Source organism: Streptomyces sp. Tu 3180, from assembly GCF_009852415.1.
Lineage (GTDB): Bacteria > Actinomycetota > Actinomycetes > Streptomycetales > Streptomycetaceae > Streptomyces.
The window spans coordinates 6,226,329-6,239,181 of sequence record NZ_WOXS01000002.1 but is presented as its reverse complement, the minus strand read 5'-3'; the positions used below and the strand labels follow the sequence as shown (position 1 = coordinate 6,239,181).

Genomic DNA, 12,853 nt, shown 5'->3' with positions numbered 1-12,853 from the left:
GACATGTGTGGCATCGCAGGCACGTACCGGTGGCCGGACGGGAAGGCCGTGACCGACCGGCTCACCGAGGTCCTCGCCCACCGCGGTCCGGACGGGGCGGGCCGGTACAGCCACCCCGCCGGTGACGGCGAAGTGCACCTCGGGCACCGCCGGCTGGCCATCGTCGACCTGTCCGGGACCGGCGCCCAGCCGATGGTCTCGGACGGCCTCGTCCTGACGTACAACGGCGAGCTGTACAACGCGCCCGAGCTGCGCGCCGAGCTGGCGGCCGCCGGGGTGCGCTTCCGCGGCACCTCCGACACCGAGGTGCTGCTGGAGGCCTGGCGGCGCTGGGGCACGGACTGCCTGCCCCGGCTGCGCGGCATGTTCGCGTTCGGGGTCTTCGACGAGCGCACCGGTGAGCTGGTGCTCGTCCGCGACCAGCTCGGCATCAAGCCGCTGTTCCTGCTCCGGCGAGGCGAGGGCCTGGTGTTCGCCTCCGAGCTCAAGGCGCTCGCCGCCGTGACCGGCGGGTCGCTGGAGGTGGACCACGCGGCGCTGGTCGCCTCCCTGCTGTACTACTGGGTGCCGGACTCGCGGTGCGCGCTGCGCGGGGCGGAGAAGCTGCCGCCGGGGACCTGGCTGAGGTGCCGGCCCGACGGCCGGGTGGAGCGCGGCCGGTTCTGGAACCTGAGGGACGTCGCCGCCGAGGGGCGGGAGCGGGCCCGGGCCGGCGAGCAGCCGGACCTGCACGCGATCGTCGAGGAGTCGACCCGGCGCCACCTGCTCTCCGACGTGCCCGTGGCGACCTTCCTCTCCGGCGGGCTGGACTCCAGCTACCTGACCGCGCTGGCGGCCCGCGACCGGCCCGGGATCTCCGCGTACACGATCGGGTTCCGCGCCGAGGACGCCAGGTTCGAGGCGATGCCGGACGACCTGCGCCACGCCCGGCGGGTGGCCGAGCGGTTCGGCGTCGACCTGCACGAGATCGAGATCGCTCCCGACGTGCTCGACCTGCTACCGCGGATGACGCACCACCTGGACGAGCCGATCGGCGACCCCGCCGCGATCAACACGTTCCTGATCTGCTCGGCCGCCCGGGAGGCCGGGGTCAAGGTGATGCTCTCGGGGATGGGGGCCGACGAGCTGTTCGCCGGTTACCGCAAGCACCTGGCCAACCTGGTCGCGCTGCGCTACCAGCGCGTCCCGCGGCTCCTGCGGCGCGGGGTGTCCGGGGCCGTGGACCGGCTGCCGGTGGCCTCGGCCCGCCGGGGGTACCGGTCGGTGCGCTTCGCGAAGCGGTTCCTCTCCTTCGCCGATCTGCCGGAGGAGACCGCGTTCCGGCGCAGCTACACCCTGTACGACCGGGACGAGCTGCTCGCCCTGGTCGCCCCGGACCTGGCCCCGGCGGTCGAGGACGTGCTGACCGAGCACGCGGACGTCTACCGGGACAACGACCTCGACGACTTCGTCAACCGCATGTGCCTGGGCGACGCCCGGATGTTCCTGCCGGGCCTGAACCTCGCCTACACCGACCGCTCCAGCATGGCCGCGTCGACCGAGGTGCGGGTGCCGTACGTGGACGTCGAGGTGGTCAGGGCGGCGTTCGCCGTGCCCGGCGACCGCAAGATCGTCGGGCGGCAGGGCAAGGCCGTCCTCAAGGAGGCGGCCGCCTCGGTCCTGCCCCGGGAGATCGTGTACCGGCCCAAGGGCCTGTTCAGCGCCCCGCTGCGGGCCTGGATGAGCCGGGACCTGGCGCCGCTGGTGCGCGAGGTGGTCAACGACGGCGAGCTCGTCCGTTCCGGGATCCTGCGCCGCGACGCGCTCCAGCGGCTGGTCGCCGAGGACGCCGCCGGGCAGCGGGACTTCTCCAAGCATCTGTGGCACGTGCTGACCCTCGAGTACTGGTACCGCGGCGCGACCTCCGGGTCCGGCCGGAACTCCCCGACGGCGTAGAGACAAGAGGACTTCGGTGAAACAGGTCGTACAGAACTACAAGAGCGGCGAGCTGGCCCTGCTCGACGTGCCGGTGCCGGGGTGCAAGCCGGGCGGTGTGCTGGTCCGCAGCGCCTACTCGCTGATCTCCACCGGGACCGAGCTCATGAAGGTGTCCGAGGCCGGCATGTCGATGCTGGGCAAGGCCCGCTCCCGGCCGGACCAGGTGGCCAAGGTCGTGCAGAGCGTGGCCACCAACGGGGTGCCCGCCACCTACCGCAAGGTGATGGGCAAGCTGGACTCCTACACGCCGCTGGGCTACTCGCTGTGCGGGGTGGTCGAGGAGGTCGGCGCCGGGATCGACGACGTGAAGGTCGGCGACCTCGTGGCCTGCGCCGGCAACGAGCACGCGCTGCACGCCGAGCTGAACTGGGTGCCGAAGAACCTTTACGTCCCGGTGCCGGACGGCCTCGCGCCGCGGCACGCGGCCTTCGGCACCGTCGGGTCGATCGCGCTGCAGGGCGTCCGCCGGGGCGAGCCGCAGCTCGGCGAGGTGGCCCTGGTCATCGGCCTCGGGCTGATCGGGCAGCTGGTGGTGCAGCTGCTCGCCGCCTCGGGGGTCCGCGTCGTCGGGGCCGACCCCGACCCGGCGCGCTGCGAACTCGCCGGGCGGCTGGGCGCGGCGGCCTGCGGCGATCCCGGCTCCGCGGCCGTGGAGAGTGCCGTCGCCGAACTCACCGGCGGCCTGGGCGTGGACCAGGTGTACCTGGCCGCCGGCGGCGGCAGCAACCAGCCCGTCGAGCTGGCCGCCCGGCTGAGCCGGGACCGCGGCCGGGTCGTCGACATCGGCAAGTGCCGCCTGGACCTGCCGTGGAACGCGTACTACGAGAAGGAGCTCGACGTCCGGTTCTCCCGCTCGTACGGCCCCGGGCGCTACGACCCGGAGTACGAGCTCGAGGGGCGGGACTACCCGATCGGCTACGTGCGCTGGACCGAGCGCCGCAACCTGGCGTGCTTCCTCGATCTGGTGGCCCGCGGCCGCGTCGACGTGGAGCCCCTGGTCTCCCGCGTCGCCGACTTCGACGACGCCGTCGAGACGTACCGGAGCCTGGAGGACGGCGGCCTGAAGGCCGTGGCCGTGCTGTTCCGGTACGCCGCACGGACGGGGGAGACGAAGGCCCCGGCGGTGACCGTGCCCGCGGTGAAGCCGCGCGGCGGTGGGGCGTCCGCCCCGGCCCGGGGCGCCGGGAAACCGGTGCGCCTGGCGTTCGTCGGCGCGGGGAACTACGCGACGTCGATGCTGCTGCCGCACCTGGCGCAGCGCGACGGCGTCGAGCTGTCCACGGTCGTCACCACGACGGCGCTGTCCGCGGCCAACGCGCAGCACAAGTTCGGCTTCGCCCGGGCGACCACCGACCTCGACGCCGTGCTCGGCGACGAGTCCGTCGACGCGGTGTTCGTGGTCACCCGCCACAGCTCGCACGCCGAACTGACCCGCAGGGCCCTGCTCGCCGGCAAGACGGTGTTCGTGGAGAAGCCCCTGGCCCTCACCGAGGACGAACTGGCCGGTGTGCTCGCGGCGGTGGAGGAGTCCGGCAACGACCGGATCCAGGTGGGCTTCAACCGCCGGTTCGCGCCGCTGCTGCGGGAGGCCAAGGAGCGGTTCGGCGCCCGCACCGGGCCGGCGAGCGTGCGCTACCTGGTCAACGCGGGCCGGCTCGACCACGGCAGCTGGTACCTCCGGCAGGGCACCGAGGGCTCCCGGTTCACCGGCGAGGGCGGGCACTTCATCGACACGGTGAGCTGGCTGCTCGAGGCCGACCCGGTCTCGGTGTACGCGCTCGCCACGCCCGGCGACGAGGACCTCCAGGTCGTGCTGCGCTACCCGGACGGGTCCACCGCCACCATCAGCTACGTCACCACCGGCGCGGCCGGCTTCCCCAAGGAGACGCTGGACCTGGTCGCGGACGGCAAGGTGCTGCGGCTCGACGACTTCGTCCGTGCCTCGGTCCACAGCCGCAAGCGGTGGGTCAGCTCGCGGCTGCCCAGGGCCCGGGACAAGGGCCAGTCCGCCGAACTGGCCGCGTTCGTCAAGGCCGTGCGGACCGGCGGGCCGATGCCGGTGCCGCTCCGGTCGCTGGTCGCGACCACGGCGGCCACCCTCGCCGTGCGGACCGGCCTGGCCGGCGGCGCGCCGGTGACGTTGGCGGGCGCGCGATGACGGTGAGCGCGGGGAGCCCGGGCTGGTACCTGCGGCGGCTGTCCCGGATGGGGCCGCGGGAGGTCGGCGGCCGGGTGGGCGACGCGGTGCGCAGGCGGCGGTGGCGTTCGGTGCCGCCGCCGGACTGCCCGGACGTGACCGGCGCCCGGTTCACCGCGGCACTGCCCGCGGGGGCGCTCGACGCGGTGCCGCCGGACGCCGCGAAACGCCTCGTCGCCGAGGCGGACCGGCTGATGGCCGGGCACGCCGAGTACTTCGGGGTGGTCCGCGACGACCTGGCCGACCCGGACTGGTGGTACGACCCGAGGACCGGGCGCCGGGCTCCGGGGGGCTACGCCTTCGACGTGCCGTACCGGGACGAGGACGCGGTCGGGGACATCAAGCAGATCTGGGAGCCGTCCCGGCACCAGTACCTCACCGTGCTCGCCGCCGCCTACGCGCTCACCGGGAACGAGCGGTACGCCGAGCGGGTGGCCGGGCACCTGCGGTCGTGGTGGGCGGCCAACGCGCCGCTGCGCGGCGTGCACTGGACCAGCGGCATCGAGCTGGGGATCCGCCTGCTGTCCTGGGTGTGGATCCGCCGGCTGCTCGACGGCTGGCCGGGCGCGGCCGGGCTGTTCGAGGACGACCCGGTGGCGCGGCACCAGATCTGGCACCACCAGCGCTGGCTGGCCGCCTTCCCCAGCCGGGGCTCCTCGGCGAACAACCACGTCGTCGCCGAGGCCGCCGGGCAGTTCGCGGCGTCCTGCGCGTTCGGGTGGTTCCCCTCCTCGGCGCGCTGGCGGGCCGACGCGCTGCGGTCGCTGGAGCGGCATCTGCGGAGCAACACCTTCGGCTCCGGCCTCAACCGCGAACTGGCCACCGAGTACCACGGACTGGTGCTGGAGCTCGGCCTGGCCGCGGTGGCCGAGGCGGACGCCGCGGGCGTGCCGGTCCCCGCGCCGGTCCGGCTGGTGCTGTTGCGCATGACCGACGCGCTCGCGGCCGTCGTGGACAACCGGCTGCGGCCGCCGCGCCAGGGGGACGCGGACGACGGGCACGGCCTGGTCGTGGACGGCGCGGGCACCGACCGCTGGGCCTCGCTGCTGGCCACCGGGGACGCCGTGTTCGGCCGGCTCGCCTGGTGGCCGGCGGTGACCGGCACCGACGTGCGCACCCCGCTGCTGGCCGCGCTCATCCGGCCGTACCCGAAGAACGCGACCGCACCGGCCGTGTCCCGTCCGGCGAGCCGGCCGGCCCACTTCGCCGACGCGGGGCTCACCGTCCTGCGGGGTCCGGGGGAGATCTGGTGCCGCTGCGACGGCGGTCCGCACGGCTTCCTGTCCATCGCCGCGCACGCCCACGCGGACGCGCTGTCCGTGGAGGTCCGGCACGACGGGGTCGACGTGCTCGCCGACCCGGGGACGTTCTGCTACCACGGGCAGCCCGAGTGGCGGGGGTACTTCCGGTCGACCCTCGGCCACAACACCCTGCAACTGGACGGCGCCGACCAGTCCGTCTCCGGCGGCCCGTTCCTGTGGACCCGGCACGCCCGCAGCCGCGTCCTGGCCGTGGACGCGTCCGGCTCCTCCGGCGGGGGACGGCCCGCTGGTGCGCCGAGCACGACGGTTACCGGCCCTCCGTGCACCGCCGCCGGGTGGAGCTGACGGCCGCGAGCCGGGAGCTGAGGGTGGTCGACGAGGTGCGCGGCCCGCGCCGGCAGGTGCGGCTGGCGTTCCACCTCGGCCCGGCGATCACCGCGGACCTGGAGGGGAGCCGGGCGCGGCTCACCTGGACCCGGGACGGCGAGGAACGCTCCGCGGCGCTCGAACTGCCCGGGCAGCTGTCCTGGCGGGCGCACCGCGGCGAGACCGACCCGCCGCTGGGCTGGTACTCCGCCGGCTTCGGCCGCAAGGAACCCGCCACGACGCTGGTCGGCACCGGCTTCGCCGACGGCGCGCAGGGGTTCACCACCGTACTCAGGTTCCGCGGCTAGGGGGGACGCGTGGGGATCATGTGGCGGCGCGGGGCGTTGTCACCGGCGGTACCGCTGGCGCTGGCCCTGCTGGCGGCGACCGGCTGCGAGGGCACGCCGGACGCGCGGCCGGAGCCGACCGCCGCGCCGTCCGCGTCCGTGGCCCGGGTGTGCGCCGAGCCCGCGGCCGGGCCGGCGAAGGCGCCGGCGGGCGCGGTGACGGTCGATCCCGCGGTGACCGGTGACCTGGCCGCGAAGACCAGGAGCAACCCCCCGAACACCACGTTCTGGCTCCGGCCGGGCAGGCACAGGCTCGAGCCGGACCGCTACGCCCAGGTCGTCCCCAAGGAGGGGAACCGTTACCTCGGCGCGCCGGGCGCGGTGCTCGACGGCCGCAGGACCAACCAGTACGCGTTCGGCGGCACCGCCCGCGACGTCACCGTCCGCCACCTGACCGTGCAGGGCTTCGTCGCGCCGCACGACGAGGGCGTGGTCAACCACGACTCGGCCGACGGGTGGGTGATCGAGCACGCGACGATCCGGGACAACTCCGGCGCCGGGCTGATGGCCGGCGCCCGCCAGCAGGTCCGCGCCAGCTGCCTGCGCGACAACGGCCAGTACGGCATGAACGCCTACAAGGCGGGCGGCCGCATCAGCGGCCTGGTGCTCGAGGGCAACGAGATCACGGGCAACAACACCGACGACTGGGAGCGGCGGCGGCCGGGCTGCGGCTGCACCGGGGGCGTCAAGTTCTGGGCCGTCGACGGCGCCGACGTACGCGGCAACTGGGTGCACGACAACCGCGGGGCCGGGCTGTGGGCGGACACCAACAACAACGACTTCCGCATCGAGGACAACGTGCTGGAGGAGAACGACGGTGCCGCGCTGATCTACGAGACCAGCTACAACGCGGTCATCCGGAAGAACACGATCCGGCGGAACAACTGGGTCGAGGGCCGCAGGTACGCCGACCGCGGCGACAGCTTCCCGTACGCGACCGTCTACCTGTCCGAGTCCGGCGGCGAGCCCCGGATCCGGGCCCGCACGGACAGGATCGAGATCCACCGGAACGTGCTGGAGGACAACTGGTCCGGGATCACCCTGTGGGAGAACGCCGACCGGTTCTGCAACAGCCCGGCCAACACCTCGTCCGGTGACTGCACGTTGCTGGTGGAGGACGCCGACCGCTGCGCGCAGCCGGCGATCGCCACCGCACCCCTCTACGCCGACTGCCGGTGGAAGACCCAGCGGGTGGACATCCACGGCAACCGCTTCGTGCTGGACAAGTCCGTCGTCGACTGCACGGTGAAGTGCGACCGGATGGCGGTGCTGGCCAACTACGGCACCTATCCGGACTGGTCGCCGTACCAGGGCGAGCGGGTGGCCGAGGCGATCACCCTGAAGCAGCACAACCGCTGGCACGACAACGTCTACGTCGGACCGTGGACGTTCGTCGTCCACGACCCGAGCCGGACGCTCGACTCCGGGCAGTGGCAGGGCGCGCCGTACCGGCAGGACGCGGGCAGCACCTTCCGCGCGGGGGACGGTGGTTGAGGTGGGCGCGGACCACACGCCGAGGATCGTCGGGACGGCCTGGGGACTGCTGGTCCTCAACACCCTCGGCTCCGCCGGGGCGAGGACCGTCGTCCCGCTGCCCCGCTCCCTCATCCAGATGGTCACCATGGGCGCGCTGGTCGCCGCGTTCGCGCTGGCGCTCGCGGTCAATCTCCGGCCGCGCGTCCGGCCGAGCGCCTACCTGTTCCTGCTCACCCTGCTGCTGGTGCCGAGCGTGATCTCCAGCGCGGACCTGGACTCCGGGTTCGGCGCGCTGTTCCGCTGCGCCCGGCTGGCTCTCTTCGTCGGCACGCTGTGGCTGCTCAGCCGCTGGTGGGACGGCGGCACGACGTTCGTCCGGCACCACGTCCGGATGTACTTCGCGGTCCTCGGGTCGGTGGCCGCCGGCCTGGCCGTCTCACCGGGCGCCGCCATGCCCGAGCTCTACGGCGGGCGGCTGGTCGGCGCGCTGTGGCCGCTCACCCCGCCGCAGATCGGACAGTACGCCGCGGTGATCACCGGGCTCACCGTGCTGCTCCTCCTGGGGCGCCGGACCGACCGGGGCAGCGCGGCGCTGGTCGTCGTGCCGGCCCTCGTCCTGCTCGCGCTGACCCACACCCGGACGGCCACCCTCGGGCTGCTCGTCGGGCTGGTGCTGGCGATCGGCTCGCTCGTGCCGACCAGCGCCGCCGCCCGCCGGTTCTTCGCCTGGGCGGTGCTGTGCAGCGCCGTGGCCGCGGTGGGGTTCGGCTCCGCGCTGCGGGCGTGGTTCCTGCGCGGGCAGAGCCAGGAGCACTTCACCAGCCTCACCGGCCGGGCCAAGGTCTGGGACGCGCTGCTGGCGGCGCCCCGGACGACCTCGGAGCACCTGTTCGGCGCGGGTCTGGGCGACAAGTCGTTCGGCGGACTGCCGATCGACAACAGCTGGCTGGCCGTCTACCACGAGCAGGGGACGACCGGCGTCGTCCTGGTGGCGGCGGCCGTCGTCGTGCTGGGCGGCGTCGCGCTGCTGCGGCCGCCGTCGCTGTCGAGGGCCTGCGCGATCTTCCTGATCAGCTACTGCGCGATCGCGTCGTACACCGAGGCCGGGCTGGGCGACGCCTCGCCGTACCTGCTGCACCTGGCCGTGGCGGCCTCGCTGCTGGCGGCGCCCGCCGCGGCCGCTCCCCCGCCGGCGCCCGAAGTCCCGCGACGACGCGTCCCGCAGTGGGCCCGGAGAACGGAGGTGACCTGAGCATGCACGTCCTCGTGGTGCACAACCGCTACGCCTCGGCGCAGCCGAGCGGGGAGAACAGGGTCGTCGACCAGGAGGTGGCGCTGCTGCGCGGGGCCGGCCACCGGGTCGAGGTGTTCGAGCGGCGCAGCGACGACATCGCCGCCCGGTCCCTGCCGGCCAAGGCCGCGGTGCCGCTCCTCGTGCCGTGGAACCCGGCGGTCCGCTCGGAGCTCGCCGCCCGGCTCCGCGCCGAGCGGCCGGACGTGGTGCACGTCCACAACGTCTTCCCGCTCCTGTCGCCGGCGGTGCTGGCCGCCTGCGCCGACGCCGGCGTGCCCGCCGTCGCCACGCTGCACAACTACACCCAGGTCTGCCCGCCCGGCACGCTGCAGCGGGACGGCCGGCCGTGCGCCGAGTGCGTCGGGGCCGCGCCGCTGCCCGCCGTCCGGCACGGCTGCTACCGGGGCTCCCGGCTGGCGACGGTGCCGCTCGCGGTCAGCCTGTCGGTCAACCGGCGGCGGTGGTGGTCCGGCGTGGAGCGGTTCTTCTGCATCTCCGCGGCGCAGCGCGACGTCCTGGTGCGGGCCGGCATGCCGGCCGAGCGGCTGGCGGTGAAGCACAACTTCGTGCCCGACCCGGGCGCCTGCCGCACGGGGCCCGGCGAGCATCTGCTCTACCTCGGTCGGCTCGCGGAGGCCAAGGGCGTGCGGCTGCTCATGGCCGCGTGGGACGAGATCGCCGCGGACGGCGGGGTGGGCGTGCCGCTCGTGATCGCCGGCGCGGGACCGCTGGAGCGGGAGGTGACCGCCTGGGCGGCGGGCCGGGACGACGTGCGGTACGTCGGCCTGTACGACCCGGCCCAGTGCCGGCAGGCCCTCGCGCGGTCGGTCGCCGTGGTGGCCCCCTCGACGTGGCTGGAGGCGTTCGGCCTGGTGGTCGTGGAGGCGATGGCGGCGGGGGTCCCGGCCGTCGCCGCCGGTCACGGCGCCTTCGTCGAGCTCGTCGAGGACGGGGTGACCGGGCTGCTGCACCGGCCGGGCGAGCCCGCCTCGCTCGCGTCCTGCCTGCGCCGGATCACGGCCGGGCCGGACCGCAACCAGGAGATGGGCCGGGCGGCCCGGCGCCGTTACGAGCAGGGGTTCAGCCCGGCCGTCGGCCTGGAGCGCCTGGTGGAGGGGTACCGCACCGCGATCGCGGGTCGGTCCGGCGGCGGGGACGGCGCGCCGCCGGTAGGGAACAGGAACGCTGGCTCGCGGCGGGGCACCCGCGCGAGCAGGGATGGGGGCAGTAGATGACACGATGCCGACTCTGCGGCTCGGCGGCGCTGGCGAGCGTCGTCGACCTGGGGGCGACCCCGCCGTGCGAGAGCTTCCTCGCCGCGGACCAACTGGACCGGCCGGAGCCGGCCTACCCGCTGCACCTGCGGGTCTGCACCGACTGCTGGCTCGCGCAGATCCCTCCGCTGATCACCCCGGAGGAGACGTTCAAGGAGTACGCGTACTTCTCCTCGTACTCGACCTCCTGGGTGGAGCACGCGCGCACGTTCGTCGCCGACGCCGTGGCGCGGCTGGGTCTCGGCACCGACGCCTTCGTGGTCGAGGTGGCGAGCAACGACGGCTACCTGCTGCGGCACGTGGTGGACCGGGGGATCCGCTGCCTCGGCATCGAGCCGTCGGTGAACGTCGGCGCGGCGGCGCGGGACGCGGGCGTGCCCACGCTCACGGAGTTCCTGAGCCCGGACACCGGCTCGGCCGTCCGCGCCGAGCACGGCCCGGCGGACCTGGTCGTGGCCAACAACGTGTACGCGCACATCCCCGACGTGGTCGGGTTCACCCGGGGGCTGCGCGCCCTGGTCGCCGACGACGGCTGGGTCTCCGTCGAGGTGCAGCACCTGCTGACCCTGATCGAGGAGAACCAGTACGACACGATCTACCACGAGCACTTCCAGTACTACACGGTCGCGTCCGCGATCCGGGCCCTGGCGAGCGGCGGACTCGCGCTCGTGGACGTCGAACCGCTGCCCACGCACGGCGGTTCCGTCCGGCTGTGGGCCCGGCCGGCCGAGGCGGCCGGTGAGCCGGGCCCGCGCGTGGCCGACGTGCTGGCCAGGGAGAAGGCCGCCGGGCTGCAGGAGCTGTCCGGGTACACCGAGTTCTCCGCCCGGGTGGCCAAGGTGCGCCGGGACCTGCTGAGGTTCCTCATCGAGGCGGCCGAGCGCGGCGAGACGGTCGTCGGCTACGGCGCCCCGGGCAAGGGCAACACCCTGCTCAACCACTGCGGCATCCGGCCCGACCTGCTGCCGTACACGGTCGACCGCAACCCCTACAAGCACGGCAGGTTCACCCCGGGCACCCGCATCCCGGTCCTGCCGCCGGAGCGGATAGCCGCCGACAGACCGGACTACGTCCTCGTCCTCCCGTGGAACCTGCGGGACGAGCTGGTCGAGCAGTTGTCCTTCGTGCACGAGTGGGGCGGCCGTCTCGTCTTCCCCATCCCGGAACTGAGCGTTGTCGAGGTCGCGTCTCGAAAGGTCACAGCATGAAGGTCGTTCTGTTCTGCGGCGGTTACGGGATGCGGATGCGGAGCGGCGCCGCGGACGACGTGCCCAAGCCGATGGCGATGGTCGGCCCCCGCCCGCTGATCTGGCACGTGATGCGCTACTACGCGCACTTCGGGCACAAGGAGTTCATCCTGTGCCTCGGGTACGGGGCCCACCACATCAAGGACTTCTTCCTCAACTACGAGGAGACGACGTCCAACGACTTCGTGCTGCGGGGCGGGCGGACCGAGCTGCTGTCGACCGACATAGCGGACTGGACGATCACGTTCGCGCAGACCGGCATCGAGTCGCCGATCGGCGAGCGGCTGCGCCGGGTGCGGCACCACCTGGACGGCGACGAGATGTTCCTCGCCAACTACGCCGACGTGCTCACCGACGCCCCGCTGCCGGAGATGATCGACAACTTCGCCCGGCGCGACGCCGGCGCGTCGATGATGGTGGTGCCGCCGCAGTCCTCCTTCCACTGCGTGGAGTTGGGCGAGGACGGACTGGTGGGGGGCATCACCGCGGTGAGCGAGCTGCCGCTGTGGGAGAACGGCGGCTACTTCGTGCTCCGCCAGGAGGTCTTCGACCACATCCCGGAGAACGGGGACCTGGTCGCCGACGGGTGCGCCCGGCTGGCCAAGCAGGGCCGGCTGGTGGCGTACCGGCACCGCGGCTTCTGGAAGCCGACCGACACCGTGAAGGAGCGGGCCGCGCTCGACGCCGCCCACGCCCGGGGCGACCGCCCGTGGGCCGTGTGGGAACGAGGCGGCGCGGGGGCGGACGCCGGGGTGAGGACCGCGTGATCCGGCTCGGGACCGGGCGCCTGGACCGGATCGTCGCCCTGGGCGCGCACTGCGACGACATCGCCATCGGCGCCGGCGGCACGCTGCTCGCGATGTGCCTCGCGCGGCCGGGCATCCGCGTCGACGCGCTGGTGCTCTCCGGCGGCGGCGGCGAGCGGGAGCAGGAGGAGCAGGCCGCGCTCACCGCCTTCTGCCCGGGCGCCGACCTGCGGCTGGCCGTGCACAAGCTGCCGGACGGCCGGCTGCCCGCGCACTGGGAGGAGGCCAAGGCCGCGGTCGAGGAGCTGCGGATGCGGACCGAGCCGGACCTCGTGCTCGCCCCGCGCACCGATGACGCGCACCAGGACCACCGCGGCCTGGCGAAGCTGGTGACCACCGCGTTCCGCGACCACCTCGTGCTCGGCTACGAGATCGTCAAGTGGGACGGCGACCTCGGCCGTCCGGCGGCGTACCAGCCGCTGTCGCCCGAGGTCGCCGAACGGAAGGTGCGGCTGCTGCAGGAGCACTACCCCTCGCAGCGGCACCGGCCCTGGTACGACCGGGAGGCCTTCCTCGGGCTGGCCCGGATCCGCGGCATCGAATGCCACGCGCGCTACGCCGAGGCGTTCGCCGTCACCAAACTCACTCTCGACCTGGGGGAATGACC

8 protein-coding genes and 1 pseudogene are annotated in these 12,853 nt (G+C 74.0%); all 9 read left to right on the top strand.

The features are described from left to right. The first annotated feature begins 3 nt into the window (after nucleotides 1-3). The 9 genes and pseudogenes from asnB to GL259_RS28870 all read left to right on the top strand — a co-directional run bounded on the left by asnB (nucleotide 4) and on the right by GL259_RS28870 (nucleotide 12,851). Entirely contained in the window at nucleotides 4-1,935 is a 1,932-nt protein-coding gene (gene asnB, locus GL259_RS28910; protein WP_159536224.1) for an asparagine synthase (glutamine-hydrolyzing), read from the top strand. 16 nt (nucleotides 1,936-1,951) lie between these two features. Continuing rightward, entirely contained in the window at nucleotides 1,952-4,135 is a 2,184-nt protein-coding gene (locus GL259_RS28905; protein WP_159536223.1) for a bi-domain-containing oxidoreductase, read from the top strand. After that, a pseudogene (locus GL259_RS28900) lies at nucleotides 4,132-6,110 on the top strand (alginate lyase family protein). The gene GL259_RS28905 and the pseudogene GL259_RS28900 overlap by 4 nt, the downstream one beginning before the upstream one ends. Nucleotides 6,111-6,128: 18 nt before the next feature. Next, nucleotides 6,129-7,643: a right-handed parallel beta-helix repeat-containing protein gene (locus GL259_RS28895; protein ID WP_208026636.1), complete on the top strand. Its 1,515-nt coding sequence runs from the start codon at nucleotides 6,129-6,131 to the stop codon at nucleotides 7,641-7,643. A gap of 1 nt (nucleotide 7,644) precedes the next feature. After that, on the top strand, nucleotides 7,645-8,877 hold the full coding sequence (locus tag GL259_RS28890) for an O-antigen ligase domain-containing protein (protein WP_159536221.1): 1,233 nt from the start codon (nucleotides 7,645-7,647) through the stop codon (nucleotides 8,875-8,877). Nucleotides 8,878-8,879: 2 nt separating this feature from the next. Beyond that, a complete protein-coding gene (locus GL259_RS28885) occupies nucleotides 8,880-10,154 on the top strand; it encodes a glycosyltransferase (protein ID WP_159536220.1) in 1,275 nt (424 codons plus the stop codon). Next, complete coding sequence (locus tag GL259_RS28880; protein ID WP_159536219.1) at nucleotides 10,151-11,401, top strand: class I SAM-dependent methyltransferase; 1,251 nt, start codon at nucleotides 10,151-10,153, stop codon at nucleotides 11,399-11,401. The genes GL259_RS28885 and GL259_RS28880 overlap by 4 nt, the downstream gene beginning before the upstream one ends. Continuing rightward, complete coding sequence (locus tag GL259_RS28875) at nucleotides 11,398-12,207, top strand: glucose-1-phosphate cytidylyltransferase (protein ID WP_159536218.1); 810 nt, start codon at nucleotides 11,398-11,400, stop codon at nucleotides 12,205-12,207. The genes GL259_RS28880 and GL259_RS28875 overlap by 4 nt, the downstream gene beginning before the upstream one ends. Beyond that, the gene (locus GL259_RS28870) at nucleotides 12,204-12,851 is read left to right on the top strand and encodes a PIG-L family deacetylase (RefSeq protein ID WP_159536217.1); all 648 of its coding nucleotides are present in this window, start codon (nucleotides 12,204-12,206) and stop codon (nucleotides 12,849-12,851) included. Before GL259_RS28875 ends, GL259_RS28870 begins: the two co-directional genes overlap by 4 nt. Nucleotides 12,852-12,853 lie beyond the last annotated feature (2 nt).

What these genes read in the sequence shown, in the direction of transcription:
- GL259_RS28895 (WP_208026636.1), top strand. Translation starts at nt 6,129, where the DNA reads ATGTGGCGGCGCGGGGCGTTGTCACCGGCGGTACCGCTGGCGCTGGCC.
- GL259_RS28885 (WP_159536220.1), top strand. Translation starts at nt 8,880, where the DNA reads ATGCACGTCCTCGTGGTGCACAACCGCTACGCCTCGGCGCAGCCGAGC.
- GL259_RS28875 (WP_159536218.1), top strand. Translation starts at nt 11,398, where the DNA reads ATGAAGGTCGTTCTGTTCTGCGGCGGTTACGGGATGCGGATGCGGAGC.
- GL259_RS28880 (WP_159536219.1), top strand. Translation starts at nt 10,151, where the DNA reads ATGACACGATGCCGACTCTGCGGCTCGGCGGCGCTGGCGAGCGTCGTC.
- asnB (WP_159536224.1), top strand. Translation starts at nt 4, where the DNA reads ATGTGTGGCATCGCAGGCACGTACCGGTGGCCGGACGGGAAGGCCGTG.